The organism is Massilia norwichensis (genome assembly GCF_024753245.1).
GTDB classification, from domain to species: Bacteria; Pseudomonadota; Gammaproteobacteria; order Burkholderiales; family Burkholderiaceae_D; genus Telluria; species Telluria norwichensis.
On record NZ_JANUGX010000009.1, the window covers coordinates 40,666 to 66,519 of the forward strand.

General features: G+C 65.4%; 28 protein-coding genes. 17 read left to right on the forward strand and 11 right to left on the reverse strand.

Going from position 1 to position 25,854, the window contains the following annotated elements; genetic code table 11:
* The first annotated feature begins 8 nt into the window (after window positions 1–8).
* From NX782_RS09470 to NX782_RS09490, 5 genes are all read left to right on the forward strand, one after another.
* Window positions 9–728: an RNA polymerase sigma factor FliA gene (locus NX782_RS09470; protein ID WP_258845204.1), complete on the forward strand. Its 720-nt coding sequence runs from the start codon at window positions 9–11 to the stop codon at window positions 726–728.
* Window positions 719–1,462, forward strand: a complete 744-nt coding sequence (locus tag NX782_RS09475) for a flagellar motor protein (RefSeq protein ID WP_258845205.1) — start codon at window positions 719–721, stop codon at window positions 1,460–1,462. Before NX782_RS09470 ends, NX782_RS09475 begins: the two co-directional genes overlap by 10 nt.
* Window positions 1,463–1,480: 18 nt before the next feature.
* Window positions 1,481–2,215, forward strand: a complete 735-nt coding sequence (motD, locus tag NX782_RS09480; RefSeq protein ID WP_258845206.1) for a flagellar motor protein MotD — start codon at window positions 1,481–1,483, stop codon at window positions 2,213–2,215.
* A gap of 75 nt (window positions 2,216–2,290) precedes the next feature.
* The gene (locus NX782_RS09485) at window positions 2,291–5,623 is read left to right on the forward strand and encodes a CheR family methyltransferase (protein WP_258845207.1); all 3,333 of its coding nucleotides are present in this window, start codon (window positions 2,291–2,293) and stop codon (window positions 5,621–5,623) included.
* Window position 5,624: 1 nt separating this feature from the next.
* Complete coding sequence (locus NX782_RS09490; RefSeq protein ID WP_258845208.1) at window positions 5,625–6,107, forward strand: hypothetical protein; 483 nt, start codon at window positions 5,625–5,627, stop codon at window positions 6,105–6,107.
* Here the strand turns inward: NX782_RS09490 and NX782_RS09495 are convergent, their stop codons facing one another.
* Complete coding sequence (locus NX782_RS09495) at window positions 6,108–7,160, reverse strand: M35 family metallo-endopeptidase (RefSeq protein ID WP_258845209.1); 1,053 nt, start codon at window positions 7,158–7,160, stop codon at window positions 6,108–6,110.
* A 505-nt stretch (window positions 7,161–7,665) separates the two neighbouring features.
* Here NX782_RS09495 and NX782_RS09500 point away from each other — a divergent pair.
* A complete protein-coding gene (locus NX782_RS09500; protein ID WP_258845210.1) occupies window positions 7,666–8,979 on the forward strand; it encodes a putative bifunctional diguanylate cyclase/phosphodiesterase in 1,314 nt (437 codons plus the stop codon).
* Here NX782_RS09500 and NX782_RS09505 read toward each other — a convergent pair.
* From NX782_RS09505 to flgA, 3 genes are all read right to left on the reverse strand, one after another.
* Window positions 8,964–9,431 (reverse strand): flagella synthesis protein FlgN, encoded by a 468-nt coding sequence (locus tag NX782_RS09505; RefSeq protein WP_258845211.1) that lies wholly within the window; start codon window positions 9,429–9,431, stop codon window positions 8,964–8,966. The two genes, NX782_RS09500 and NX782_RS09505, sit on opposite strands and share 16 nt — an antisense overlap.
* Before the next feature lie 7 nt (window positions 9,432–9,438).
* Window positions 9,439–9,768: a flagellar biosynthesis anti-sigma factor FlgM gene (gene flgM, locus NX782_RS09510; protein ID WP_258845212.1), complete on the reverse strand. Its 330-nt coding sequence runs from the start codon at window positions 9,766–9,768 to the stop codon at window positions 9,439–9,441.
* A gap of 101 nt (window positions 9,769–9,869) precedes the next feature.
* Window positions 9,870–10,571, reverse strand: coding sequence for a flagellar basal body P-ring formation chaperone FlgA (flgA, locus tag NX782_RS09515; protein ID WP_258845213.1), 702 nt, complete (start codon window positions 10,569–10,571; stop codon window positions 9,870–9,872).
* Window positions 10,572–10,733: 162 nt separating this feature from the next.
* On the opposite strand from flgA, the gene flgB reads away from it, so the two are divergent.
* The 11 genes from flgB to flgL all read left to right on the forward strand — a co-directional run bounded on the left by flgB (window position 10,734) and on the right by flgL (window position 21,497).
* A complete protein-coding gene (flgB, locus tag NX782_RS09520) occupies window positions 10,734–11,132 on the forward strand; it encodes a flagellar basal body rod protein FlgB (protein WP_258845214.1) in 399 nt (132 codons plus the stop codon).
* Window positions 11,133–11,134: 2 nt separating this feature from the next.
* Window positions 11,135–11,536: a flagellar basal body rod protein FlgC gene (gene flgC / locus NX782_RS09525; protein WP_258845215.1), complete on the forward strand. Its 402-nt coding sequence runs from the start codon at window positions 11,135–11,137 to the stop codon at window positions 11,534–11,536.
* A 19-nt stretch (window positions 11,537–11,555) separates the two neighbouring features.
* Window positions 11,556–12,272, forward strand: coding sequence for a flagellar hook assembly protein FlgD (locus tag NX782_RS09530; protein WP_258845216.1), 717 nt, complete (start codon window positions 11,556–11,558; stop codon window positions 12,270–12,272).
* Window positions 12,273–12,288: 16 nt separating this feature from the next.
* Window positions 12,289–13,809 carry a flagellar hook protein FlgE gene (locus NX782_RS09535; RefSeq protein ID WP_258845217.1) on the forward strand — a complete coding sequence of 507 codons (1,521 nt, stop codon included), beginning with the start codon at window positions 12,289–12,291 and terminating at the stop codon, window positions 13,807–13,809.
* 88 nt (window positions 13,810–13,897) lie between these two features.
* Window positions 13,898–14,638: a flagellar basal-body rod protein FlgF gene (flgF, locus tag NX782_RS09540; RefSeq protein WP_258845218.1), complete on the forward strand. Its 741-nt coding sequence runs from the start codon at window positions 13,898–13,900 to the stop codon at window positions 14,636–14,638.
* Between the two features lie 64 nt (window positions 14,639–14,702).
* Complete coding sequence (gene flgG, locus NX782_RS09545) at window positions 14,703–15,485, forward strand: flagellar basal-body rod protein FlgG (protein ID WP_258845219.1); 783 nt, start codon at window positions 14,703–14,705, stop codon at window positions 15,483–15,485.
* Window positions 15,482–16,189 (forward strand): flagellar basal body L-ring protein FlgH, encoded by a 708-nt coding sequence (locus NX782_RS09550; RefSeq protein WP_258845220.1) that lies wholly within the window; start codon window positions 15,482–15,484, stop codon window positions 16,187–16,189. The genes flgG and NX782_RS09550 overlap by 4 nt, the downstream gene beginning before the upstream one ends.
* A gap of 2 nt (window positions 16,190–16,191) precedes the next feature.
* Window positions 16,192–17,304 (forward strand): flagellar basal body P-ring protein FlgI, encoded by a 1,113-nt coding sequence (locus NX782_RS09555; RefSeq protein WP_308632892.1) that lies wholly within the window; start codon window positions 16,192–16,194, stop codon window positions 17,302–17,304.
* Between the two features lie 15 nt (window positions 17,305–17,319).
* A complete protein-coding gene (gene flgJ / locus NX782_RS09560) occupies window positions 17,320–18,255 on the forward strand; it encodes a flagellar assembly peptidoglycan hydrolase FlgJ (protein ID WP_258845221.1) in 936 nt (311 codons plus the stop codon).
* A 51-nt stretch (window positions 18,256–18,306) separates the two neighbouring features.
* Window positions 18,307–20,253: a flagellar hook-associated protein FlgK gene (gene flgK / locus NX782_RS09565; RefSeq protein WP_258845222.1), complete on the forward strand. Its 1,947-nt coding sequence runs from the start codon at window positions 18,307–18,309 to the stop codon at window positions 20,251–20,253.
* 14 nt (window positions 20,254–20,267) lie between these two features.
* Complete coding sequence (gene flgL, locus NX782_RS09570; protein WP_258845223.1) at window positions 20,268–21,497, forward strand: flagellar hook-associated protein FlgL; 1,230 nt, start codon at window positions 20,268–20,270, stop codon at window positions 21,495–21,497.
* Here flgL and fliR read toward each other — a convergent pair.
* The 7 genes from fliR to fliL are packed head-to-tail and all read right to left on the reverse strand — an operon-like array spanning window position 21,485 to window position 25,785.
* The gene (gene fliR / locus NX782_RS09575) at window positions 21,485–22,288 is read right to left on the reverse strand and encodes a flagellar biosynthetic protein FliR (protein WP_258845224.1); all 804 of its coding nucleotides are present in this window, start codon (window positions 22,286–22,288) and stop codon (window positions 21,485–21,487) included. The genes flgL and fliR overlap by 13 nt on opposite strands.
* A gap of 7 nt (window positions 22,289–22,295) precedes the next feature.
* Window positions 22,296–22,565 (reverse strand): flagellar biosynthesis protein FliQ, encoded by a 270-nt coding sequence (fliQ, locus tag NX782_RS09580; RefSeq protein ID WP_047824186.1) that lies wholly within the window; start codon window positions 22,563–22,565, stop codon window positions 22,296–22,298.
* 26 nt (window positions 22,566–22,591) lie between these two features.
* Entirely contained in the window at window positions 22,592–23,344 is a 753-nt protein-coding gene (fliP, locus tag NX782_RS09585; protein ID WP_258845225.1) for a flagellar type III secretion system pore protein FliP, read from the reverse strand.
* Between the two features lie 12 nt (window positions 23,345–23,356).
* Entirely contained in the window at window positions 23,357–23,824 is a 468-nt protein-coding gene (gene fliO / locus NX782_RS09590; RefSeq protein WP_258845226.1) for a flagellar biosynthetic protein FliO, read from the reverse strand.
* Window positions 23,821–24,246: a flagellar motor switch protein FliN gene (gene fliN, locus NX782_RS09595; protein WP_258845227.1), complete on the reverse strand. Its 426-nt coding sequence runs from the start codon at window positions 24,244–24,246 to the stop codon at window positions 23,821–23,823. Before fliN ends, fliO begins: the two co-directional genes overlap by 4 nt.
* A 24-nt stretch (window positions 24,247–24,270) precedes the next feature.
* Window positions 24,271–25,254 carry a flagellar motor switch protein FliM gene (gene fliM / locus NX782_RS09600; protein ID WP_258845228.1) on the reverse strand — a complete coding sequence of 328 codons (984 nt, stop codon included), beginning with the start codon at window positions 25,252–25,254 and terminating at the stop codon, window positions 24,271–24,273.
* Between the two features lie 6 nt (window positions 25,255–25,260).
* A complete protein-coding gene (gene fliL, locus NX782_RS09605; protein WP_258845229.1) occupies window positions 25,261–25,785 on the reverse strand; it encodes a flagellar basal body-associated protein FliL in 525 nt (174 codons plus the stop codon).
* Window positions 25,786–25,854: the final 69 nt, after the last annotated feature.

Consider the following 25,854-nt stretch of genomic DNA (forward strand, 5'->3'; position numbering starts at 1 on the left):
AAAAGAACATGTACACGGTCAAAGGGAAAGCGGACAAGAATCATTTGCTGACGGAGCACACGCCGTTGGTGAAGCGTCTCGCCCACCAGATGAAGGCGAAGCTGCCGCCGTCCGTCGAAGTCGATGACCTGGTACAGGCAGGCATGATCGGCCTGCTCGATGCGATTCAACGCTACGAAGAAAACCACGGCGCCCAGTTCGAAACCTACGCGGTGCTGCGCATCCGCGGCGCCATGCTGGACGAATTGCGCAGCAGCGATTGGCTGCCGCGCTCGACCCGCCAGAACATGCGCAAGGTCGAGCAGGCGATGGCGACGCTGCAGCAGCAGCTCGGTCGTCCGCCCAGCGAATCCGAGATCGCCAAGTCGCTCAAGCTGTCGCTGGCCGACTACCAGGAAATGCTAGGCGATTCCGGCGGCCACCAGCTGGTCTATTACGAAGATTTCCACGACGAAGACGGCAACGACAGCTGGCTCGACCGCTATGCCGTTGACGACGACGATCCGCTGCGCGCGCTGCTCGAAACCGACTTCCGCCAGGCCGTCATCGATGCCATCGACAGCCTGCCGCCGCGCGAAAAGATCCTGATGGGCCTGTATTACGAGGAAGAGCTGAACCTGAAGGAGATCGGTGCGGTGATGGGCGTGTCGGAATCGCGCGTGTCGCAGCTGCACAGCCAGGCCGTGGGCCGCCTGCGTACCTATCTGCGGGAGCTTGCGTGGACATAGCCAGCCTGCTCGGGCTGTTGCTGGCCGTCGCCGGCATCCTGGTCGGCCACACTCTCGACGGCGGCAAGTTCTCCTCGCTGGTGCAGCCGGCCGCGTTCGCGATCGTGGTGGTCGGCACCTTCGGCGCGGTGCTGCTGCAGACCAAGAAGTCCGCCTTCATCCGCGGCCTGCGCATGCTGCGATGGGTGTTCGCGCCGCCGCCCGACCGCCGCCAGCAGCTGGCGCGCGAAATCCACCTGTGGAGCCTGTCGGCGCGCCGCGACGGTCTGCTCTCGCTCGAACAGTACATGGCCAAGGCCGATCCTTTCATCCAGAAGGGCCTGCGCCTGGTGGTCGACGGCATCCATCCGGACAAGCTGCGCAGCTTGCTGTTCACCGAGATTAACACTTACGAAATGCGCGAGCGCCAGGCGGCCCGCATCTGGGAATCGGCGGCCGGCTATGCGCCGACGGTCGGCATCCTGGGCGCCGTGCTGGGCCTGATCCACGTGATGGAAAACCTCAGCGACCCCTCGCGCCTCGGCGCCGGCATCGCGGTCGCTTTCGTCTCCACGGTGTACGGCGTGGGCCTGGCCAACCTGCTGTTCTACCCGGTCGGGAACAAGCTGAAAGGGATCGTCGCCGAGCGCGTGCTGCAGTACGAGATCCTGACCGACGTGTTCCACGACATCGCCACCGGCGACACCACCCGGGTGCTCGAGGAACGCATCGCCTGCCTGATGGCGCAGCACTGACCGGGGGCTGAGCACACCATGGCCCGCCGCAAGCGCTTCGTCGAAGACAGCGAGAACCACGAACGCTGGCTGATCTCCTACGCCGATTTCATCACGCTGCTGTTCGCCTTCTTCGTCGTGATGTACGCGGTCTCGGTGGTCAATGCCGGCAAGTACAAGGTGCTGTCCGATGCGCTCGGCGATGCCTTCGGCGGCCGTGGCGCCGCCACCAGGAACGATGCCTCGGTGGAGACCGAACCGCTGGCGCTGCCGCTGTCGAACATCATCGCCCACAAGCGGCTCGAGGCGGCCAAACGCGAGCGCGAGCGCCTGGACCTGCTGGCGCGCAAGCTCAATAGCGTGCTGGCGCCGCTGGTCAACAGTGGCAAGGTGCGCGTCACGCAAACGGCGCGCGGCATCACCGTCGAAATCAACGCCAGCGTGCTGTTCGACGAGGGCGACGCCGGCCTCGCCGGCAACGCGCGCGAAACCCTCGCCGCCGTTGCCGGCCTGCTGAAGGACGATCCGCATGCGATCGAGGTCGAGGGCCACACCGACACCACTCCGATCGGCAACGCGGCCTTCCCCTCGAACTGGGAATTGTCCGCGGTGCGCGCCACCACCGTGGTGCGGCTGTTCATCGAGAACGGCGTGCCGGAACGCCGCCTGGCCGCGGTCGGGCGCGGCGCCAACCAGCCGGTCGCTTCCAACGACGACCCGGCCGGGCGCGCACGCAACCGGCGCGTGGCGGTCACCATCCTCGCAGAATCGTAGGGTGGGCACCCCGTGCCCACCACACCCGGACGAGCTGTGCGCCCGCCACCGCCCCCCATGCGCTAATGTCATGGCATGGAAACAGAAAAACCGCCCGCTTGCCTGCCATTTCCGGTGGTCGGCATCGGCGCCTCGGCCGGCGGCTACCCGGCCCTGATCACGCTGCTGCAGAACATGCCGCCCAGTTCCGGCATGGCGCTGGTGGTCATCCTGCACCTGGCGCCGGGCGAGCCGAGCACCGCCGACAGGCTGCTGCAGAGCGCGACCGACATGCCGGTAGTGCAGGTCGGCCATACCATGCCCGTCCTGCCCGACAAGGTGTATGTGATCCCGCCCGACCGCAGCCTGAGCATGCGCGACGGCGAGCTGGTGCTCGGCCGCCTGGAGCGCAGCCGTGGTGGTCCGGTCGCGATCGACATCTTCCTGCGCACGCTGGCCGACGCGCACCACGAATACGCGATCGGCATCGTGTTGTCCGGCATGGGGTCGGACGGCACCGCCGGCCTTGCCTGCATCAAGGAGATGGGCGGCATGACCATCGTGCAGCTGCCGAGCGACGCCGAACACGGCAGCATGCCGCGCTCGGCGATCGGGTCCGGCATGGCCGATTTCGTGCTCCCGGCCCATGAGATGCCGCGCAAGCTGCTCGAGCTGCGCGATACCCTCGGCGCGATCCGCCGCAAGGCTCACGCCGGCAACCGGCTCGACGGTGTTCCGCTCGACATGGGACCCTTCCCGGAGGTGACCCTGCGCGACGTGCTGGCGGTCCTGCACGAGCGCACCGGTCACGACTTCACGCACTACCGCCGCTCGACCCTGCTGCGCCGGCTCGAGCGGCGCCTGCAGGTGCGCGGCACGCCCGACCTGGCGGACTATTACCAGCTGCTGCGGAAGGATTCCGCCGAAGCGCCCGCCCTGATGAAGGACCTGCTGATCGGCGTGACCAGCTTCTACCGCGACCGCGACGCCTTCGAGTCGCTCGGCCGGGTAGCGCTGCCCGAACTGTTCCGGTCCGGCCGCGATCCGGTGCGCGCCTGGGTGGCGGCCTGTTCCACCGGCGAGGAAGCCTATACCGTGGCCATGCTGCTGGCCGACCAGGCCGTGCGCCAGGGCGGCGGCGCCGACTGGCAGATATTCGCATCCGACATCGACGAGCATGCGATCGGGACGGCGGGCGCCGGCCTGTATCCGATCTCGATAGCGGAGTCCATCCCGGAGCCGCAGCTGATGCGCTGGTTCACCCGCGAAGCCGACCAGTACAAGGTGCGCAGGAGCCTGCGCGACCGGATCCTGTTCACGCGCCACAACCTGCTGCACGAGCCGGCGTTCTCGCGGCTCGACCTGATCAGTTGCCGCAACTTCCTGATCTACCTGAACCGGGAGATGCACCGCCACCTGCTGCAGCAGTTCCACTTTGCGCTGAATCCGGGCGGCTACCTGATGCTGGGGAGTGCCGAGTCGGTGGAGGCGGCCACCGACCTGTTCGTGCCGGTCGACGCGGCGCGGAAGATCTACCAGGCCAGGCAGGTGGCGCGCTCGCCGGCCTCGCTGGCCGTGCCGCTGCCTTCCGCGGTCCCGGCACCGGCACTGCCCATCGAGGCCGGCGCCGCGGCCGTGCCGCCCGCCAGCCGGCGCGGGCGGCTGTTCTCGTTCGCCGAGATCCACCTGCACAAGGCGGCCGAGCTGGCCCCGCCCAGCATCCTGCTGGATGCGGAGGGCGACATCCTGCACATTTCCGAACAGGCGGTGGGCTTCCTGCGCCAGGCCGGCGGCGAACCGACCCGTGAGCTGCTCAGGCTGGTGCTGCCGGAGCTGCAGCTGCCCTTGCGGGCGGCCCTGTTCCAGGCCCGCAAGAGCGCAGGCCCGGCCAGCACCGGCCCGCTGCGCTGCGAGCGGGAACAGGGCGCCGGCGCGGTCGACCTGCAGGTGCTGCCTTTCCAGGACCCGCATGCGGAAGGGGGCCTGATGCTGGTGCGCTTCGTCGAACTGCCGGAGTTCGCTGCGCAGGCCGCGCCGGTCCCGCCGCAGGACCAGGCCCTGCTGGACCAGCTCGACGAGGAGCTGCGCCATACCCGCCGCCAGCTGCGCGAGACCATCGAACACGCGGAGGCCGCAGCCGGCGAGATGCGCATCTACGGCGAGGAGATGCAGGCCACGGTCGAGGAGCTGCGCGCCGCCGCGGCCGAGCTGGAACGCAGCCGCAACGAGCTGCTGTCCGCCAACCGGGAGCTGACCGCCACCAACCTGGATCTGCGGCGGCGCGCCGAGGAAGCCGCCAAGGCGCACGACGACCTGGGCAACCTGGTGGCGTCGAGCGACGTCGCCACCATCTTCCTCGACCGCGAGATGCGCATCCTGCGCTACACCCCGCGCATCGCCGACTTCTTCAACGTGATCCCCGCGGATATCGGGCGGCCGCTGCTGCACATCACCAACCGGCTGGATGCCCCACGCCTTGCCGAAGACGCGGCCCAGGTCTTCGTCACCCTGCAGGTGATGGAACGCGAGGTGCGCAGCACGGATGGACGCGACTACATCGTGCGGGTGCATCCCTACCGCACCACCCGGCACAGCATCGACGGCGCGGTGATGACCTTCTTCGACATCACCAGCCGCCGCGCCGCCGAGGAGGCAATGCGCGAGAGCGAGGAGCGTCTGCGCCTGTTCGTCACCGCAAGCTCGGACATCCTGTACCGGATGAGCGCCGACTGGAGCGAGATGCGGGTCCTGCAGGGCAAGGGCTTTCTCGCCAATACCGATGCTCCCAGCCGAAGCTGGATCGATACCTATATTCCCGCCGAAGAGCGGCCCCGGGTCCAGGCCGCGATCTCGCGCGCCATCGCCGAGCGCAGCATTTTCGAACTCGAGCACCGGGTCATCGGCAAGGACGGCGGCGTTGCCTGGACCTTTTCGCGCGCGATCCCGCTACTCGATGCCGAAGGAAAGATCGTCGAATGGTTCGGGGCGGCGAACGATATCACCCGCCGCAAGCGCGAAGAAGAAGCCAGGCGCGAGAGCGAAGCCAGGCTGTCCACGATATTCGAGAGCCTGCCTGTGGGCGTCTGCGTCATGAAGCCCGACGGCACGATGCTGCTGTCGAACCGGATCATGCACCACTACCTGCCGACTGGCGTCATGCCGTCGATCGACCGGGTCCGCGGGGAGCGCTGGCGCGCCTGGCACGAGGACGGCCGCCCTGTCGGGTTCATGGACTTTCCCGGCGCCCGGGCCCTGCGCGGCGAGTGGGTAGTGCCCGGCATCGAGATGCTGTACCTTCAGGACGATGGGCGCGAGATATGGACGCAGGTGGCGGCCGCCGCGGTTGTCGATGGCGACGGCCGCTCCACCGGCGAGGCAGCGGTCGTCATCACCGACATCGACGTCCTCAAGCGCACCGGACATGACTGACATGAACAGGCGAACGATGATCGGCGCCATGCTGTGCGCGATGCTGCCGCTGGCCACTGCCAAAGGAGAAGACATGAATGTGCATGCGAGCCTGAGCGTCGACGCCAGGCATGACAAGGTACTGGTGACCTTCAGGATCGAGAACCGCGGCGAGCGCAGGATCGGCCTGCCGCGCGAGATCGCGGCAGATACCGAACCGGCGCGCCGCCTGTTCGACCTGCGCGAGCATCCCGGCGACGCGCCGGTGCCCTACACCGGCCGCATGGTCAAGCGCGGGCCCCTGACCCTGGACGACTACGTCGAGCTGGCGCCGCACTCGGCCCACACGCACACCATCGACATCACCCACGCCTACGCCTTCAGGCCGGGCACGCACACCTATGTGATCCGCTACGAGGGCAACGCGCTGGCGGACGTGCGCCAGCTCGATGCCACGGCCGAACTCCAGACCGAGCCGGTCATGTTCAGCCACACCCAGAAATAACTACTGCAACGCCGGCGTATTCTCGCCAAAGTACTCGTGCGAATCGGCATTGTTGATCGCCCTGGCCGGATCGCTGGCCGCCAGCTGCCGGGCCGCCGGCTGCCCATAGGCCAGGTCGTCGGTGCCGGCCACCACGGTGAAGTGGCTCATCTCGTGCACCAGGGTGCCGCCCTTCGAATCGGTGCCGGTCAGCGGCGCGCTCCAGAAGGCCTTGCAGACGTAGATCTTGTACGGCTGGTTCGGATACACGTAGGCGTAGTAGGACTCCTTGCAGCCGCAGTCGACCGTCACCGGCTTGTTCGCGAAGGCATCCTTGATCGCCTCGAAGTGGCGCGTCACCGTGGACGAGCGCGCCGGGTCGGGGGCGCCGAACCAGCCGGCATAGCGCGGGCCCAGCTCCGTGCGCTGCAGGTAGACGCCGGCGTCCTGGGCCATCGCCTGCGCGGCCTGCGCCGCTGCGGCGATCGTCTCCTGCTGGGCGTTCGAACAGCGGCTGAAGCTCAGGCCCCCGCCTTCCGCCGTGGCGCCGCCGGTGTCGAGCGCGCCGCGCGGCAGGCGGCTGTCGATCCATATCGAGGCCGGCATGGCATCGGGCAGGGCGGCGGTACGCGCCACGCCGGGACGGCTGAACAGCTGGGTCGCGCCGTCGCGCCAGCGCACGCTGTAGGCGCCGGTGGTGCCCATGTCGTACAGCGCCGACAGCTCGACCTTCACGCTGCGCGAGGCGCCCGGCTTGAGGGCGATGTAGTCGGCTGGCGTGGGAGCCGCGCGCTTGACCTGGATGCCCAGGTAGCGCACCGGCAGGCCGTCGCGCGTGACCTCGAACAGCGGGGCCTCGATGGCGCCGAAGGGCGTCTGCCACTTCAGCAGGTATTGCGTGGCCGCGGTCGCGTTGGTGACGGTGACGTCGACCACCACGTTGTCGCTTTTCGCCAGGCTCTGGCGTTCCGGCGTGACCTTGATCGTGACCTCGCCCGCGGCGGCCAGCGCGCCGCCCGGATTCGCCAGTGCGCCCATCGCCAGCGCCGCTCCCATGATCGTTTTCCAGTCCATTCGCTTCTCCCGGTGCTTGTCCAGACTCCGGTTGTAGCAAGCGGGGCGCCAAGAACATTGCTACGCCGCAAGAACGTACTGAAGTGAGGCTTTATTGCAACAGATTAATTGTTTGTTACAGAAAATGTTTCCATGTAATAATTTCTATTGTTAGAATGCAATCGTGCTGCGAGAACACAAAAGTTTTACGCTGGTATTTAGAATCGCTATTCGAATAGCACATCGCTCCCCGTCCTGATCGCTCGCGCTGCTTGTTCCAAGCGTGCGCCCGGCCCACACGATGCACCCCACAGCAACCCGGACCACCGCGCCAACGCCTGCCGCGGTAGCCGCCGCATGATTCTTTCGCGGCGGTCAGCGATCCGCTCCGCGGGCGCCATCTTCGAGCATTGGGGTTTAACGGTTTATGGAAGGATCTGACAGTTCAGTGGAAGCGCTTGCCCGCGAGATCGGGTTGGAAGAAGAAATTTCACGCCGAAAGCGGGCCGAGGAAGCACTGCTGCACATGGCTCGCCACGACGCCCTGACCGGGCTGCCGAACCGCCTGCTGCTGCAGGACCGTCTGGCGCAGGCGATCTTGCAGGCCGCGCGTGCGCGCCGCCAGGTCGGCGTGATGTTCATCGACCTCGACCGCTTCAAGCACGTCAACGACAGCCTCGGGCACGCAGCCGGCGACCAGCTGATCGTCGAGATCGCGCGCCGCCTGGCCGGCGCCATGCGCGAGGGCGACACCGTGGCGCGCCAGGGCGGCGACGAATTCGTGGTGGTGCTGGCCGGCCTGGCGGCGCCCGGCGACGCCGCGCTGTTGGCGGCCGAGCTGCTGGAGAGCCTGTTCAAGCCGCTGGTGCTGTGCGGGCATGAGGTGTTCCCGTCCGCGAGCATCGGGATCGCCATGTACCCGGGCGACGGGCACGACAGCGAAACCCTGCTGAAGGCGGCCGACAGCGCGATGTACCGCGCCAAGGCCAGCGGCGGCAAGCACTACGCCTTCTACGCGGCCGATCTCGCCACCAGGGCGGAACAGCACCTGCGCATCGAGAACGGCCTGCAGCGCGGCCTGCTGCGCGGCGAGTTCGTGCTGCACTACCAGCCCCAGGTCGATGCCGCCAGCGGCCGCATCGTCGGCGTCGAGGCGCTGCTGCGCTGGCAGCCCGAGGGCGAAGCGATGGTATCACCGGCCGATTTCGTCCCCTTGGCCGAGGAAACCGGCCTGATCGTGCCGATCGGCGACTGGGTGCTGGAAGCGGCGCTGCGCCAGCAGGCGCGCTTTGCAAAACTGACCGGCGGCGCGCCGCCGCGCATGAGCGTGAACATGTCGGCGCGCCAGTTCCGCGAGCGCGACGTGGCGGCCAACGTCGAGCGCCTGTTGCGGGAAACCGGCTGCGAACCGTCCTGGCTGACGCTGGAGATCACCGAAAGCGTCCTGATGGAGAACCCGGCCGCGGCTGCCGAAGCCATGGCCCGTCTCGCGGCCATGGGCATACACCTGGCGGTCGACGACTTCGGTACCGGCTACTCGAGCCTGGCCAACCTGAAGCGCTTCCCGATCCACTGCCTGAAGATCGATCGCTCCTTCGTGTCCGATATCGCCGGCAACGACAGCATCGACGACGGCGATGCCGCCATCGTGAAGGCCGTGATCGCACTGGCGCAGTCGATGAAACTGGAAGTGATCGCCGAGGGCGTGGAAAGCGCCGCCCAGGTGGACTTCCTGGGGGCGCACGGCTGCCACCGGATGCAGGGCTTCTACTTCAGCCGGCCGCTGACGGCGGAGCTGGTGGAGATGTTACTGAAGGAGCAGGCTCAGCCCACCACGTAGCGCCGTGAAGGACCCGAAGCCAGCGCCTGGCCGCCCGGGCCGTACACGCCGGCGCCGTCCGTCGCGGGGCGCAGTTCGTTCAGCATGTTCTGGGTGTGCGCCAGCTGCTTGTTGACCAGCATGCCGTTGACGCGGTTGAGTTCCCTGGCTTCGCGCGTGAGTTCGAGCAGGCGGTTCCAGTCGGCGCGCAGTTCGTCGTTGCCCTCGACCGCCAGCCAGGGTTCCATGCTGCTTTCAAGAGATGGGAAGCCGGCCGCGCCGAGCGCCCTGTGACGCAGTCGCGACAGCTCGGTCGCCTTCTGGGCCAGCTGCAGCTTCTTCGGGGTGATGGTGGAGAGGCCATCGGCATCCGCACTGACCAGGAACTGCTGTTCCGATTTCATCAGCTCCACGATGGAGCCGATCAGTTGCTGTTCTTCGCGCAGCGTTGCGCCGGGGGATGCAGTGACCATGTGTTATCTATCGTTTGCGGGAGTGCAGCAGGTCGCGTACCGTTTCCAGCAGGCCGTCCGCCACTTTCTCCGAATTTACCTGGAACTGGCCATCCGCGATGGCCGCCTTGATGCGCTCGACTTTCTTGGTGTCGAACACCTGATTCGCACTGCCGGCAGCCAGCGCCTGGCCTTGGGAGGACAGGCGCACGGTGTCGGTTGCCGCAGGCGTGGTCGCGCTGGCCGCGGCTGCGGCCGCGTTGTCGGCGCTCTTCGCGATGGCTGGCGGCGTATTGTTCGCCTGCGAGTTAATAGCCGATGCGGCGGCGTTGTTCTTGAGGGTATCGTTGATTTTCACAGCATCATCCTTTGCAGGTCGGAACAGAAAGCCCGGGATCTGCCATGTTTATCGGCGTTGCCAGCGAAAACTTTAGGATAATCTCATACGTCTGGAAGCTCTTAGAATGCCACTTCGACCATGCCGCCGGCCTTCGCCGTTCCGCTGACCACCGTGCCGGTCGCGGTGCGCACCTGCACCACCTGGCCTTCGCCGGCGGTGCCGATCGCGCGGCCCTCGGACGACACCGAAAAACCGTTACCGTTCAACACCAGGCGCACCGCCTGGTTCTGCTGCACCACCGGCTTGCTGCGGAGTAGATCCAGGCGCAGCGGCGTACCTGCCGCCAGCGAGACGGTCGGAGTCCGCCCGATCGCCTGCGCCATGTCGGTGATGATCCCGTTCGGCATCGCCGCGATGTCGCCTTTTACCAACATCAGCTGACCTTGCTCGACCGGCTGGCCCTGGGCCAGCGGCACCGCCGCCGCCACGTATTCCGCCTTCACGTTCACCTGGGCCTGCACATAGATGGTCCAGTTCGACGGCGCCGTGCAGCGCACCCCGACCGTGGTCTTGCCCCAGGCGCGCGCGCCCGGCTGCAGGAAGGCTTCCGGCGCCGGGCAGCTGGCCAGCGCGGTGCGCGCATCGACAGCGCCCACCTTTACCGAGACTTCGCCCGGCAGGCCGGCGGTCTGGGTCAGCAGGAACTGCTCGACCACGGCGCGCAGCGCGTTCACGTTCTGGATTCCGGGCGCGGCCGCGGCAAGGCCGGGCAGGGCGAGCAGCGGAGCGATCAACAGGGAGACAAACAGGGTGCGGAGCATGACAAAGACGTCGCCAGGGGATTCGATGCTGCCATCTTAGGCTTCCTGGTTCCGCCTTGAAACTCGGAATAGCCCCCTTTTGGGTCTCTTTATTGCCCGATTGGAAGACTCGACAGACCCGTATGATCGATGCTGTCCAATAAGTGAAGGCCCGGAGGCGGCATGATCGGCAAACTCGACGATTACCTGCGTTTTAACGAAACGGCGCTGAGCCTGCGCTCGCAGCGCCAGGAACTGCTCGCGTCCAATATCGCGAACGCCGACACGCCCAACTACAAGGCGCGCGACATCGACTTCTCCAATGCGTTGCGGAGCGCGCTGGCGACCACCGCGCAGGGCCACATCGCCAACGCACCGGTGGCGGCGGACGGCAAGGCGCTGCCGGACGGCACCCCGGTCCTGTACCGCACCGTGTCCCAGGGCGCGGTGGACGGCAACACGGTCGACATGGATACCGAGCGCACCCAGTTCGCCGACAACGCGCTGCGCTACGAAGCCGGCATCACCATGATCAACCACCAGATCCGCAACCTGCTCGCCGCCATTCAGGGAGGCCAGTAATCATGTCGCTATTTAATGTATTCAACGTCGCCGGTTCGGCGATGAGCGCCCAGTCGCAGCGCCTGAACACCACCGCCAGCAACCTGGCGAATGCCGACAGCGCCACCAGCGCCACCGGCGAAGCCTACCGCGCCAAGCAGGTCGTGTTCGAGGCCGTGCCGGTGGCGGGCGGCTCCACCGCCGTCAAGGTGCGCGAAGTGGTCGAGGACCCGTCGCCGATGAAGCAGGTGTACGACCCGAAGAATCCGCTGGCCGACGACAAGGGCTATGTGACGATGCCGAACGTGAACGTGGTCGACGAGATGGTCAACATGCTGTCGGCGTCGCGCTCCTACCAGACCAACGTCGAAACCATGAACGCGGCCAAGACCATGCTGCTCAAGACCCTGACCATTGGTCAGTAAACGCTGAAAGCCCCTACCCATGTCCACCGTTAACACCAATACAGGATCGACCACCGCCATCAACGACCTGATGTCGACGATGAACGCCAAGCCGGCGACCGCCGGCGGCGACAGCGTGCAGGCCGACACCGACAAGTTCATGACCCTGCTGGTCACCCAGCTCAAGAACCAGGATCCGCTGAACCCCCTCGACAACGCCCAGGTCACCAGCCAGCTGGCCCAGCTGCAGACCGTGACCGGCGTGAACAAGCTGAACGACACGCTGAATTCGCTGAAAGCCAGCTACCAGAGTTCGGAAGCGATGCAGGCGACCAACCTGATCGGCCACGGCGTGCTGGTCGAGGGCAGCAACGTGACCCTGTCGGGCAGCAAGGCCATCCTGGGCGTGGAACTGGGCAGCGACGCCGACAGCGTGAAGATCGACATCATCGACAAGACCGGCAAGACGGTGCAGAGCATGGACCTGGGCGCGCAAAAAGCCGGCGTGCTGCCCCTGGCCTGGAACGGCGTGCCGGACGAGACCAAGCTCGACAGCGACGGCAAGCCGATCACCCTAGCCGACGGCAATTACACCTTCCAGGTCACCGCCAGCCGCGGCGGCGACAAGCTGAGCGACGCCAGGACGCTCTCCTTCGACAGCGTGGCCTCGGTCACCACCAACAGCACCGACGGCGTCAAGCTGAACCTGCCCGTGAAGGGCGTGGTCACGCTGGCCGACATCAAGCAAGTCTTGTAATTTTTAGGAGCAGAACATGTCTTTCCAACAGGGCCTGAGCGGCTTGAACGGCGCCGCGAAATCGCTGGACGTCATCGGCAACAACATCGCCAACGCCAGCACGGTCGGCTTCAAGGGTTCGACCACCCAGTTCGCCGACGTCTACGCGCGTTCGCTGAACGGGGCAGGCAGTGTGAATGGCGGTATCGGCGCGTCGGTCGCCGGCATCGCCCAGCAGTTCACGCAGGGGAATATCGAAACCTCGAACAACCCCCTCGACATCGCCATCAATGGTGCCGGCTTCTTCCGTACCGAAGCGGCGGGTGTTGTGCAATACACCCGTAACGGCCAGTTTTCACTCGACAAGAATGGATTCCTGGTAACACCTCAGGGAGCCAGCCTGACCGGCTACCCTGTCAATGCCAGCGGCCAGATCATGGCGGGCGTCGCGGCGCCGCTGCAGATCAGTACTGCCGACCTGAAGCCGAATGCGACCACCAAGGTCGATACGTCGCTGAACCTGGATTCGCGCGCCGAACAGCCGCTCAACTATCCGTTCGACGCCAACGATGCGACCACCTACAACAAGCAGACTCCAGTGAGTGTCTACGATACGCTGGGCAATGCGCATGTGATGTCCTTGTACTACGTGAAGACGGGCGCTGGCAGCTGGGACGTGTACGCGAGCAGCGACGGTACCGAAATGACCAGGGCCAACGTCCTCGCCAAGGCCCAGACCGACACCGGCGTGGTGACCGCGCGCAATGCCTGGACCGCTGCGACCAAGGCCGTGCCGATCGATGCGGCCGCAGTCGGTACCGCCCTGGCCGATTATGCCGGCAAGACGGCGGAAGCGGTGATCGGCGCCACCGTCGGTGCCAGCCCTGCCACCATTGCCGCGATCCGGGCAGCTGCGAGTAGTGCCGGCAGCACCGTCGGCTTTACTCCCGCCCAGGTCGACAAGGCGATTGCCGCGGCCACGACGGTGCCGCCAAGCCCTGTAGGCACGCTGAAGTTCGATGCGAACGGTGTCCTGTCGGCCCCGCTGATGTCGCCGCAGACCCTGCCACTGACGGTGAACCTGCCGGTGTATCCGCCCACAGGGGCCAAGGAAATCCTGCCGATCCAGTTGGGCTTCACCGGTACCACCCAGTACGGCGCCGACACCAGCGAGAAGAAGACGACGCAGGACGGCTACGCGGCCGGTCACCTGCAGCGTTTCTCGGCCGGTGCGGACGGCGTGATCCTGGGGCAGTACAGCAACGGCCAGACCAAGCCGCTGGGCCAGGTGGTGCTGGCCAATTTCACCAACCCGAATGGTCTCGAACCACTCGGCAACAACGCCTGGGCCGAGAGCTCGGCATCGGGCTCGCCGATGATCGGCACGCCGAATACGGGCAGCCTTGGCGTACTGCAGTCGTCGGCGGTGGAAAGCTCGAACGTCGACCTGACGGCCGAACTGGTCAACATGATCACCGCCCAGCGCGTGTACCAGGCGAACGCCCAGACCATCAAGACCCAGGACTCGGTGCTGCAGACGCTGGTGAACCTGCGCTAACGCAAACCGGGGTCAGAGCCCGGTTTTAGGAAATTGCTAGCGGTCAGTTGCCAAAATTCGGGCTCTGACCCCGGTTTAAGGAAAGATGATGGATCGGTTGATTTACACGGCGGCCAGCGGCGCCAAGCACATCCTGGAACAGCAGGCGACCACCTCGAACAACCTGGCGAACCTCGGCACCACGGGTTTCCGGGCGCAGTTCGATACGTTTCGCGCGGTGCCGGTCCAGGGCGAGGGTTTGCCCACGCGCGCTTTTGTGGTCGACAACACGACCGGCGCCGATTTTTCTTCCGGTCCGATACAGGTGACGGGGCGCGACCTCGATGTCGCCATCAAGGGCAAGGGCTGGATCGCGGTGCAGAACGCGGACGGGACCGAGTCGTATACGCGCAACGGTTCGCTGCAGATCAGCCCGAACGGCATCCTGCAGACCTCAAACGGCCTGAACGTCGCCGGCGAGGGCGGCCCGATCACGATTCCGCCGGATGTGACCGTGGCGGTCGGCAGCGACGGCACCATCTCGACGCTGTCGACGACGACCACGCCGGCCGCGCCCACCGTACTGGGCCGCATCAAGCTGGTGAATCCGGTTGAGTCCGACCTGGTGCGCGGCGACGACGGCATGTTCCGCCTGAAGGACGGGAGCAACGCCCAGGCCGACCCTGCCGTGACGGTGGCCGGCGGCGCCCTCGAGGGCAGCAATGTGTCGGCGGTGGACTCGATGGTGAACATGATCTCGCTGGCGCGTTCCTTCGAAACCCAAATGAGCCTGCTGAAGAACGCCGAGAATAACGCGGCGAAAGCCACCCAGATCCTCGCTTTGACTTGATTGCTGCTGGGACATAATTTCATGGTGGGCGATGGAGTGCCGTCGCCGTCAGGAGAACTCCACCATGATCCGTTCCTTATTCATCGCAAAAACCGGTCTCGAAGCCCAGCAGACCAACCTCGACGTCATCACCAACAACCTCGCCAACGTCAGCACCAACGGCTTCAAGAAGTCGCGTGCGGTGTTCGAGGACCTGCTGTACCAGAACGTGCGCCAGCCCGGCGCGCAAAGTTCGCAGCAGACCCAGTTGCCGTCCGGCCTGCAGATCGGTACCGGTACCCGCACCGTCGCGACCGAGCGCATCTTTACGCAGGGCAACCCCCAGCAGACCGGCAACTCGCGCGACGTGATGGTCAACGGCTCGGGTTTCTTCCAGGTGCTGCTGCCCGACGGCACCCAGGCCTACACCCGTGACGGCTCCTTCCAGAGCGACGCCAATGGCCAGCTGGTCACCTCCAGCGGTTACGTCATTCAGCCGCCGATCACGGTCCCCAGCAACGCCTTGTCAATGACCGTCGGTCGCGACGGTACCGTTTCGGTGACCACCGCCGGGCAGGCCGGCTCGACCCAGATCGGCTCGCTCCAGCTGTCCACCTTCGTCAACCCGGCCGGTCTCGAATCGCGCGGCGAGAACCTGTACGTGGAGACCGCGGCGTCAGGGACCGCCAACACCAACACGCCGGGCACCAACGGCGCCGGCGTCCTGATGCAGGGATATGTCGAGACTTCGAACGTCAACGTGGTCGAGGAGATGGTCAACATGATCCAGACCCAGCGCGCCTACGAAATCAACTCGAAGGCGATCACCACCTCCGACCAGATGCTGCAGAAGCTGGCTCAGTTATGAAAAAAGTTAGTAAAGCCTGGACCCCCGCCTTCGCGGGGGCGACGTTCAAGAAGGTTGCGGGGGCGACTGTGGTGTCGGCCCTGGGAGTCCTGCTGGCCGGCTGCGCCGCCACCCCGACCTCGATCGTCAAGGGGCCGACCTCGGTGCGTCCGCTGATCGCCGACGCCGGCGCACCCACCGAAGGCGCAATCTACAACAGCAGCACCTTCCGCCCGATGTTCGAGGACCGCCGCGCGCGCCACATCGGCGACATCCTCACCGTCAGCATCGTCGAGAAGACCTCGGCCAACAAGAGCGGCGCCAGCACCGGCAACAAGTCGGGCAGCGCGGACTTCGGCATCCCCGGCCCGCTGCAGGGCAGGCTCGGCGCCAGCGTGGGCACCAGCACCGGCACCAAGTATGCCGACGGCGACACCCAGACCGCGTCGAACGCCTTCACCGGCACGATCGGCGTGACGGTGTCCGAGGTGCTCCCGAACGGCAACCTGATCGTGGTCGGCGAAAAGCAGGTCGCGATGAACAAGGGCGTGGAATTCATCCGCTTCTCGGGCATGGTCAATCCGGACACCATCCAGCCGGGCAACGTGGTGTCGTCGACCCTGGTGGCCGACGCCCGTGTCGAGTACCGCACCAACAGTACGATCGACCGCGCCGAGCTGACCTCGATGATGTCGCGTTTCTTCCAGTCCATGCTTCCTTTCTGACCATGCGCTTCAACTTCAAACTGATCGCCCTCGCCGCCGCCCTGATCTGCCCGATCCTGTCGACGCCGGCCCGGGCCGAGCGCCTGAAGGACATCGCCAGCTTCGGCGGCGTGCGCCAGAACCAGCTGTCCGGCTACGGCATCGTGGTCGGCCTCGACGGCACCGGCGACCAGACCACCCAGACGCCGTTCACCGTGCAGTCGATCATGGCGATGCTGCAGCAGAAAGGCATCAGCCTGCCGGCCGGCACCCAGCTGCAGCTGAAGAACGTGGCGGCCGTGATGGTCACCACCTCGCTGCCGGCCTTCGCCCAGCCGGGCCAGACCATCGACGTGACCGTGTCCTCGATGGGCAACGCGAAGAGCCTGCGCGGCGGCACCCTCCTCATGACGCCGCTGCAGGGCGCCGACGGCCAGGTGTATGCCATGGCCCAGGGCAACATCCTGGTCGGCGGGGTAGGGGCATCCGGCGGCGGCGCCTCGACCCAGGTGAACCAGCTGGCGGTGGGCCGCATCTCGGCCGGCGCCACCGTCGAACGCGCGGTCGCCTCCAATCTCGGCGCCGACAACCAGGTCAAGCTGGAACTGAACACCACCGACTTCTCCACCGCCAGCCGCGTGGTCGAGGCGATCAACGACAAGTTCGGCCCGGGCATCGCCACCGCCCTGGATGGCCGCGTGATCCGGGTGCGCGTGCCGTCCTCGAGCGACCAGCGCGTGTCCTTCCTGGGCATCCTCGAGAACATGGACGTCAGATCGTCCGAAGCCGCGGCCAAGGTGATCCTGAACGCGCGCACCGGCTCGATCGTGATGAACCGCGCGGTGACCCTGGACACCTGCGCGATCTCGCACGGCAACCTGACGGTGACGATCGGCGGCGATACCCAGGTCAGCCAGCCGCCAGCCGGTTCGCGCGGCGCCACTGTGGTGACCCAGAATCCGTCGGCCTCGGTCAAGAAGGACCCCGGCCGCGTCATCATGCTGAACAACGGCGCCTCGCTGGCCGAAGTCGTGAAAGCGATGAACGCGATCGGCGCGACCCCGCAAGACCTGCTCTCGATCCTGCAGTCGCTGAAGGCCGCCGGCTCGCTGCGCGCGGAACTCGAGATCATCTGAAGAAGAAGGCAAACCATGCTCGGCTCGACCCCTGACCTGTCCGGAAAATTCGCGCTCGATACCAACAGCCTCGGCGACCTGAAACAGTCCGCCAAGGCCGGTTCGCCCGAAGCCTTGAAAGGCGCGGCGACGCAGTTCGAGTCCATGTTCATCAACATGATGATGAAGAGCATGCGCGATGCGACGCCGCAGGACGGCATGACGGACAGCCAGGAGACCAGGACCTTCACCACCATGCTCGACCAGCAGATGAGCCAGAAGCTGGCCAAGCGCGGCATCGGCCTGGCCGACGTGCTGGTGCGCCAGCTGTCGGTGCAGGAGCAGGGCCAGGCACTGGCCAAGCAGATGCAGTCGGGCGCGCTGGCGATCGGCGGCGAACGGAGCGCCAACGTGGGCCGCCTGCAGCGCGGTGCCGACACCATGTCGACCGACGCCGCCCCTTCCGCATCCGGCATCACCGGCAGCGCCCGCAGCACGACCGACGCCGGCAAGCCGGCCCACGTACGCGCCTTCCAGGACAAGCTGGCCGGCGCCGCCGAGGATGCCGAGCGCGCCACCGGCGTGCCGGCCAAGTTCATGCTGGGCCAGGCCGCGCTGGAAACCGGCTGGGGCAAGCGCGTGATCCGCAACCACGACGGCAGCTCCAGCAACAACCTGTTCGGCATCAAGGCCGGTCCGGGCTGGAAGGGCAAGGTCGCTACCGCCGTCACCACCGAATACGTGAACGGTCGGCCGCACACGCGGGTCGAGAAGTTCCGGGCCTACGATTCGCCGGCGGAGTCCTTCAAGGATTACGCGCGGATGATCGGCAACAATCCGCGCTACGAAAAAGTGCTGGACCACGGCGGCGACGCCGCCGCCTTTGCCCACGGCCTGCAGCGTGCCGGCTACGCCACCGACCCGCAGTACGCGGCCAAGCTGTCGCGCATCATCAAGCATTCGCTGGCATAAAGTTCTGGCGGGTTCTGCCGACAACAACAACGTACACAGGAAGAAGAGCACATGTCCCTCCTCAGCATCGGCAAGTCCGGTCTGTACGCCGCCCAGGCGGCGCTGTCGACGACCGGCCACAACATCACCAACGCCAACGTCGCCGGCTACAGCCGCCAGACGGTGGTGCAGGCGACCGCCATTGCAAATTCAGTGGGCAACGGCTATATCGGCACCGGCACCCAGATTGCCCAGATCAAGCGCTACTCGGACGAGTTTCTGAACGCCCAGGTCCGCACGGCCCAGGCCGCGAGCAGTGGGTTGGATGCCTACCAGGCCCAGATTACCCAGATCGATAATATGCTGTCGAGCAGCACTTCCGGCCTGTCGCCGGCGCTGCAGGATTTCTTCTCGGCGGTGCAGAGCCTCACTGGTGACCGTGCCGGCGTGCCGTCGCGTGGTGCGCTGCTGAGCGCGGCGGAAACCCTGGCAACCCGCTTTCAGGCCATGAACGGCCGCATGGAAGAGATCCGCGAAGGCGTCAACGGGCAGGTGGGCAGCAACGTCACCCTGATCAACAGCTATGCCTCCGAGATCGCTTCGCTGAACGACCAGATCGGCAAACTGGCCGGCAACAGTAGCCTGAATCTGCCGAACGACTTGCTCGACAAACGCGACCAGCTGGTTGTCGAGCTGAACAAGCAGATCAAGACTACCGTCGTGGCCGGCGATAACAACAGCCTGACCGTTTCGATCGGTAATGGGCAACCGCTGATCGTTGGCTCGCGCGCATTCCAGCTGGCTGCGATCGGCTCGCCGACCGACCAGACCCGGGTGACGGTTGGCTTCGTTACCAACGATAAGATTACCCCGATTCCGGAAAGCGCCCTCGTTGGCGGTGAACTGGGCGGCCTACTGGAATTCCGCTCCAGGACACTCGATCCGGCCCAGAACGCGCTGGGACGGATCGCGATCGGCTTGGCCGCCAGTTTTAATGAACAGCATCACCTGGGCCTGGATGCGAAAGGTAACCCGGGCGGCGATTTCTTCGCGATCGAACCGGCGGAGTACACCGCGAACATCGCCAACAACCAGACCAGCACTACGGTGATCTCGGCCACGATCAGCGATGTCACCGCGCTCACCGCCAGCGACTACAAGGTCGACTTCAAGGATGGCAAATGCCTGGTGACGCGGCTGTCGGACGGCCAGCCGAACGAAATCGTGCCGTATCCGCAGACGACGCCGCAAACCATCGACGGCATCGATTTCATGATCACCGGCACGGCCGCTACGGGTGACAACTTCCTGGTGCGTCCGACCGCCAACGGCGCCGCCAATTTCAAGGTCAAGCTGACCGATGCCAGCCAGATCGCAGCGGCTGCCCCCATCGTGACCAGTAACCCGGTGGACAACAGGGGCAGCGGCAAGATCGGTGAGGCCACGGTAGACAAGACCTACCTGGCCTCTCCGCTGACGGCTCCCGTGAAGCTGGTCTACGATAGCGCGACCGGCACCCTGGGCGGTTTTCCGGCGGGCCAGGCGGTGGCCGTGAGCGGCGATCCCGACTCGCCCTACGCCGCCGGCCTGCCGGTGCCGTTCAAGGCCGGCGCCACCTATACGGTAGGCGGAATGAGCTTCAGCATGAGCGGCGTGCCGTCGAACGGCGACCAGTTCGTGATCGAACGCACGACCGGCACCGGCGACACCCGCAATGCCAGCCTGCTGGGCGACCTGCAGACCAAGAATATCCTGGACGGTAACAGTGCCACCTACCAGTCGGCCTATGCCCACCTGGTCGGGACGGTCGGCAACAAGACCCGGGAGGTGCAGGTCAACGCGGACGCCAGCGCGGCCCAGCTGGCGCAGGCGGAAAGTGCTGCCAATAATGTCTCGGGTGTCAACCTGGACGAGGAGGCGGCCAATCTGCTCAAGTACCAGCAGGCCTACCAGGCGGCGGGCAAGGTCATGCAGATCGCCAGCACCATGTTCGACACCTTGCTGTCGATCGGTCACTAATCGGAGTCAGGACCATGACCATACGCTTCAGTACCAACGCATTGTTCCAGAGCAGCACAAACCAGCTCAACCTGCTGCAGAGCCAGATGGCCAGGACCCAGATGCAACTGTCGAAGAATAGTCGCCTGTTGACGGCGGCCGACGATCCGATCGCCGCGGCACGCGCGCTCGAGGTCACGCAGTCGCAGGCAATGAACACCCAGTTCGGCACCAATCGATCAGCTGCCAAGACCTCGCTGTCGCTGGTCGAGCAGACCTTGCAGGGCGTGACCGGGCAGATTCAGGACATCCAGAGTTTGATCGTTACCGCAGGTAATGGCATCTACAACCAATCCGATCGCGAAGCCCTGGCTACCGAGCTGGAAGGCCGGCTTGCCGAGATGTTCGGACTGGCGAACACCGCCGACGGTACCGGCGGCTATCTGTTCTCCGGCTACAGGTCGACTGTCCAGCCGTTCCAGCCGACGGCGGACGGCTCCCTCTACCAGGGCGACCAGGGCCAGCGCAGCCTGCAGGTCGGGTCGTCGCGCAAAATGGCGGTCAGTGAGAACGGCAGCGCGATCTTCGAAGCGATCGTCACCGGCAACGGCCATTTCCAGACGCAGGCCAGCGCCGCCAACGCCGGCTCTGGCGTCATCTCGGCCGGCTCCGCCACCGACCTCGGAAAGCTGACCGGCCATGACTATGTGATCAGCTTCAGCGTCGGCGGTACGCCGGCAGTGACGACCTATACGGTGACCGACAAGATGGCAACGGACGACACCGGCCTGCCCAGGAACCAGCCCTACGTGTCGGGAGCCGCGATTGCCTTCGATGGGTTGTCGTTCGACATCGAAGGCGCTCCTGCCGACGGCGACAGCTTCAGCGTCGAACCGAGCGCCAGACAGTCCGTGTTCACCACGGTGACGGACCTGATCAAGACGCTGCGCGCTCCGGCCGATACGCCGGCCGGCAAGACAGCCCTGGCGAACGGCTTGCGCGTTGCCAGTACGAACATGAAGAACGCGCTCGACAACGTGCTGACGGTGCAAGCATCGATCGGGTCGCGGATGAAGGAAATCGACTATCTCGACGACGACGGCGCCGATCTGAACGTCCAGTATCAGAGCACGCTCAGTGGTCTGCAGGATCTCGACATGGTGAAGGCCATCTCGCTGTTTACCCAGCAGCAGCAGACGCTGCAGGCGGCCCAGGTGTCGTTCAAGACGATGTCGGGCCTGTCGCTGTTCAACTACATCGGTTGACCCGGCCGCTCGCCGCCCGTGCGCGGAATCCTGCGGCTGGCCTCGATGCCCTGGTTGAACAGGTTCTGCAGCGGCGTGCCGAGGTAGGGAAGCGTCAGGCTGAGGATCAGGAAGCCGGCGCCCAGCGTGATCGGGAAGCCGATGCCGAACAGGTTCAGCTGCGGCGCGGCGCGGGTCAGGATCGCCATCGCGACGTTGGTGATCAGCATGGCGGCGATGATCGGCATGCCGATCTGCAGGCCGGCCGAGAAGATGCGGCCGCCCCAGCGCACCATCTCGAGCGGCGCCGCGAGCGAGATCGGGGTGGCGGAGATCGGCAGCGTGTAGAAGCTCTCCACCAGCGCCTGGATCAGCACCAGGTGGGCGTTCATGGCGAGGAAGGCCATGGTCGCGACCAGCGCCAGGAACTGGCCGATCGCCGAGGAGCGGCCGGCGGAGGCGGGGTCGAAAAAGGTGGCGAAACCGAGGCCCATGGTGGTACTGGCGACCTCGCCGGCGAATTCGATGGCGGCGAACACCAGGCGCATCGCAAAGCCCATCGCCGCCCCGATCAGCATTTCCTGCGCCAGGATCAGGATGCCGGCCCAGGAGGTCGGATCGACGGCGGGAATGCCGGGAATGGTCGGCGCGACGATCGCGGACAGCAGCACGCCGAGGCTCAGCTTGACCAGCATCGGCACGCCGGTATTGCCGAACACCGGCGCCGCCGCCACCAGGCCGAGGATGCGCGTCAGGGGCCACAGCAGGCCCCCGATCCAGGCATACAGTTCGGTGGTGGTAAACGAGATCAATGCGCAATCAACCGATCAAACCCGGAATCCCGGTGAACACGCTGCGCATGTAGTCCGTCATCACGGTCAGCATCCACGGACCGGCCAGCACCAGGGCGACGAACACGCCGACCAGCTTGGGGATGAAGGACAGGGTCTGCTCGTTGATCTGGGTCGCGGCCTGGAAGATGCTGACCACCAGGCCGATGATCAGGGCCACCAGCAGCAGCGGCGCCGATACCATCAGGGTGACTTCCATGGCCGTGCGGCCCATCGCGATGACGCTTTCCGGGGTCATGCTCGTATCCTTGTTTGAAACTCTGGCTAATTGAAACTCTGGGACAGGGAGCCCAGCAGCAGCTGCCAGCCGTCGACCAGCACGAACAGCATCAGCTTGAACGGCAGCGAGATCACCGCCGGCGACATCATCATCATACCCATCGACATCAGCACCGACGCCACCACCATGTCGATGATGAGGAAGGGGATGAAGATCGCGAAGCCGATCTGGAACGCGGTCTTCAGCTCGCTGGTGATGAAGGCCGGGATCAGGACCCGCAGCGGCACGTCTTCCGGCCCCTGCAGCGCCGGCGTGCGCGAGATCTTCACGAACAGCGCCAGGTCCGACTGGCGGGTCTGCTTCAGCATGAAACCCTTCAGCGGCGCGGCGGCCTTGTCCATCGCCTCGCCCATCTGGATCCGGTTCTCCTGCAGCGGCACATACGCTTCGGTATAGATGCGATCAAACGTCGGGCCCATCACGAACAGCGTCAGGAACAGCGCCAGGCCGACCATCACCTGGTTGGGCGGCGCGGTCTGGGTGCCGAGCGCCTGGCGCAGCAGCGACAGCACGATGATGATGCGGGTGAAGCTGGTCATCATCAGGAGGGCCGCCGGGATGAAGGTCAGCGCCGTCATCAGGAGCAGGGTCTGGACCGGCAGCGAATACGCGGTGCCGCCGCCCGGGGCGGGGCTGGTGGTGAAGGCGGGGATGGCCGGCGCCGCGATTGCGGCTGCGGCGGCGGCCAGCGACAGGGCGATCAGGCCGGCCGCCAGCAGGATTCGTTGTTTACGCATCGGTGGTGCTGCTTATTTACGTTTGTCGATGGTCTGCTTCAGCCAGTCGGCGAAGCTGCTCGCGGGTTGCGCATGCGGTGCCAGGACGGCATGCGCGTCGCCGGCATCGGCGTCGGCATCCATGTCTTCCTGCTTCGGCATGGTCGCCAGGGCGTTGACGCGGCCGGGCGAAGCGCCGACCACGATCCACTGCTTGCCTACTTCGACCACCAACAGGCGTTCGCGCCCGCCCAGGCTGAGTGAGCCCACCACGCGCAGGTTGGCGCTGCCGCCCATGGCTTTCGGGCCGTAGCGCTTCAGGAACCAGGCCAGGGCGCCGAGCAGGGCCAGCACGACGATGAGTGCGAACAGGGTCTGCAGCAGGCCGGCGGTGGCAGGGCCGGCCGGCAGGGGCGGGGCAACGGGGGCGGCCGGCTGCGCGCCTGCACCCAGCGGCAGCGCAAGGAAGAAAATGGTCAGCAGGCGCGCGTGCGTCGTCATTTATTCAGTTTGCGGATGCGCTCGGACGGGGTGATGATGTCGGTGAGGCGGATGCCGAACTTGTCGTTCACGACCACCACCTCGCCCTGGGCGATCAGGCAGCCGTTCACCAGCACGTCCATCGGCTCGCCGGCCAGGCCGTCCAGCTCCACCACCGAGCCCTGCGCAAGCTGCAGCAGGTTCTTGATGGCGATCTTGGTGCGGCCCAGCTCCACCGTCAACTGTACCGGGATATCGAGGATGAAGTCGATGTCGTTCGGCGTTTCCGGGCGCGGGCCCTTGTTCGAGAAGTCCTTGAACACGGCGGCGCTGGCGGCCTGCTGCTGGCTGGCGAGCGCAGCGGCTTCCGCAGCCGCCTGTTCGGCAATCGCGGCGCCCCAATCGTCGTCGATGCTGCTCTGGTCGTCTTGGGTATCGGACATGGAATACTCCTGGGTATTACGCTATTACTTGGTAAAGGTTTCGTTATTGGCCAGCAGTTTTTCGACCTTCAGCGCATATTGGCCGTTGAGGACGCCGTAACTGCAGTCCATGACCGGCACGCCATCCACGGTCGCCTGGATCGTCTCCGGCACCGAGATCGGAATGATGTCGCCGATTTTCATGTTCAGGATTTCGTCGAAGTTCGCCTTGCCATGGCCGAGCACCGCCACCAGTTCCACCTCGGCCACCTGGATCTGCTGGGTCAGCAGGCGGATCCAGCGCTTGTCCACCTCGAGGGCTTCGCCCTGGAGGCTGGACGTCAGCGCATCGCGGATCGGTTCGATCATCGAATACGGCATGCAGAAATGGATCTGGCCCGACACCGACCCCAGTTCGACGGTGAATGTGGACGATACCACGACTTCGTTCGGGGTGGCGATGTTGGCGAATTGCGTGTTCATCTCCGAACGGATGTATTCGAACTCGATCGGGTAGACCGGTTCCCACGACTTGGCATAGGCCTCGAACACGATGTCCAGGATGCGCATGATGATGCGCTGTTCGGTCTGGGTAAAGTCGCGGCCTTCCACGCGGGTGTGGAAGCGGCCGTCGCCGCCGAACAGGTTGTCGACCAGCAGGAACACCAGGCCCGGATCGAACACCATCAGCGCGGTGCCGCGCAGCGGTTTCATGTGGATCAGGTTCAGGTTGGTCGGCACCACCAGGTTGCGGATGAACTCGCTGTACTTCGAGACCCGCACCGAACCCACCGAGACTTCGGCGCTGCGGCGCAGGAAGTTGAACAGGCCGACCCGCAAATACCTGGCGAAACGCTCGTTGATGATCTCGAGCGTCGGCATGCGGCCGCGGACGATCCGCTCCTGCGTTGCCAGGTTATAGGTACGGACTCCCGAGGTGTCTTCAGGCGCCGCGACATCGTCCTGATCGCCGTTGACCCCCTTGAGGAGGGCATCGACTTCTTCCTGTGAGAGAAAATTATCGGCCATGCTGCTTTACTGGATGATAAACGAGGTGAAAAGAACGTCCGACACTTCCTGTTCGTCGCCATGTTCGCTGAACGGCGTCCTGACCGCTGCCAGGATTTCGCCCGCCAGCTGCTGCTTGCCTTCGACCGTATTGATCTCGGACGCTTTTTTTCCTGACAACAGCAGCAACAGGCGGCTGCGCACCTTGGCCATGTTGGACTTGATGAGTTCGGCCTGTTCGGCGCCGTCGACCTGCAGCGTGAATGCGACTTGCAGATACTGGTCGCCGTTCTCCGGCTGGAGATTGACGACGAAGGGCTCGAGCGCCAGGTATTCCGGCGGGTGCTCTTCCTTTTTCTTTTTCTTGCTGCCGGCGTGGCTCTTGCCGGCAGTCTCGGCCGTTCCCGCATCGCCGCTGCCGTGCAGGAAGTACCATCCTGCGCCGGTGCCCAGGCCCAGTACGAGCACGAGTGCGCCGATCATCATGAACAGCTTCTTTTTACCGCCGCCCGCTGGCGCCGCTGCCGCATCTGCCTTTGGATCAGCTTTCATTTTTGGATTCGCTTTCAAGATACCTTGGTCCCGCTGTGGATCGTCCCGCCATTATGTCATTATCGGGAA

What these genes read in the sequence shown, in the direction of transcription:
- NX782_RS09505 (WP_258845211.1), bottom strand. Translation starts at nt 9,431, where the DNA reads ATGGTCACTGCATCCCCCGGCGCAACGCTGCGCGAAGAACAGCAACTG.
- fliP (WP_258845225.1), bottom strand. Translation starts at nt 23,344, where the DNA reads ATGCGTAAACAACGAATCCTGCTGGCGGCCGGCCTGATCGCCCTGTCG.
- flgG (WP_258845219.1), top strand. Translation starts at nt 14,703, where the DNA reads ATGATCCGTTCCTTATTCATCGCAAAAACCGGTCTCGAAGCCCAGCAG.
- flgL (WP_258845223.1), top strand. Translation starts at nt 20,268, where the DNA reads ATGACCATACGCTTCAGTACCAACGCATTGTTCCAGAGCAGCACAAAC.
- NX782_RS09470 (WP_258845204.1), top strand. Translation starts at nt 9, where the DNA reads ATGTACACGGTCAAAGGGAAAGCGGACAAGAATCATTTGCTGACGGAG.
- fliL (WP_258845229.1), bottom strand. Translation starts at nt 25,785, where the DNA reads ATGAAAGCTGATCCAAAGGCAGATGCGGCAGCGGCGCCAGCGGGCGGC.
- fliN (WP_258845227.1), bottom strand. Translation starts at nt 24,246, where the DNA reads ATGTCCGATACCCAAGACGACCAGAGCAGCATCGACGACGATTGGGGC.
- flgC (WP_258845215.1), top strand. Translation starts at nt 11,135, where the DNA reads ATGTCGCTATTTAATGTATTCAACGTCGCCGGTTCGGCGATGAGCGCC.
- flgK (WP_258845222.1), top strand. Translation starts at nt 18,307, where the DNA reads ATGTCCCTCCTCAGCATCGGCAAGTCCGGTCTGTACGCCGCCCAGGCG.
- fliO (WP_258845226.1), bottom strand. Translation starts at nt 23,824, where the DNA reads ATGACGACGCACGCGCGCCTGCTGACCATTTTCTTCCTTGCGCTGCCG.
- flgF (WP_258845218.1), top strand. Translation starts at nt 13,898, where the DNA reads ATGGATCGGTTGATTTACACGGCGGCCAGCGGCGCCAAGCACATCCTG.
- NX782_RS09500 (WP_258845210.1), top strand. Translation starts at nt 7,666, where the DNA reads ATGGCTCGCCACGACGCCCTGACCGGGCTGCCGAACCGCCTGCTGCTG.
- flgB (WP_258845214.1), top strand. Translation starts at nt 10,734, where the DNA reads ATGATCGGCAAACTCGACGATTACCTGCGTTTTAACGAAACGGCGCTG.
- NX782_RS09535 (WP_258845217.1), top strand. Translation starts at nt 12,289, where the DNA reads ATGTCTTTCCAACAGGGCCTGAGCGGCTTGAACGGCGCCGCGAAATCG.
- flgJ (WP_258845221.1), top strand. Translation starts at nt 17,320, where the DNA reads ATGCTCGGCTCGACCCCTGACCTGTCCGGAAAATTCGCGCTCGATACC.
- NX782_RS09495 (WP_258845209.1), bottom strand. Translation starts at nt 7,160, where the DNA reads ATGGACTGGAAAACGATCATGGGAGCGGCGCTGGCGATGGGCGCACTG.
- flgA (WP_258845213.1), bottom strand. Translation starts at nt 10,571, where the DNA reads ATGCTCCGCACCCTGTTTGTCTCCCTGTTGATCGCTCCGCTGCTCGCC.
- motD (WP_258845206.1), top strand. Translation starts at nt 1,481, where the DNA reads ATGGCCCGCCGCAAGCGCTTCGTCGAAGACAGCGAGAACCACGAACGC.
- fliQ (WP_047824186.1), bottom strand. Translation starts at nt 22,565, where the DNA reads ATGACCCCGGAAAGCGTCATCGCGATGGGCCGCACGGCCATGGAAGTC.
- NX782_RS09485 (WP_258845207.1), top strand. Translation starts at nt 2,291, where the DNA reads ATGGAAACAGAAAAACCGCCCGCTTGCCTGCCATTTCCGGTGGTCGGC.
- NX782_RS09550 (WP_258845220.1), top strand. Translation starts at nt 15,482, where the DNA reads ATGAAAAAAGTTAGTAAAGCCTGGACCCCCGCCTTCGCGGGGGCGACG.
- NX782_RS09530 (WP_258845216.1), top strand. Translation starts at nt 11,556, where the DNA reads ATGTCCACCGTTAACACCAATACAGGATCGACCACCGCCATCAACGAC.
- fliM (WP_258845228.1), bottom strand. Translation starts at nt 25,254, where the DNA reads ATGGCCGATAATTTTCTCTCACAGGAAGAAGTCGATGCCCTCCTCAAG.
- NX782_RS09490 (WP_258845208.1), top strand. Translation starts at nt 5,625, where the DNA reads ATGAACAGGCGAACGATGATCGGCGCCATGCTGTGCGCGATGCTGCCG.
- NX782_RS09555 (WP_308632892.1), top strand. Translation starts at nt 16,192, where the DNA reads ATGCGCTTCAACTTCAAACTGATCGCCCTCGCCGCCGCCCTGATCTGC.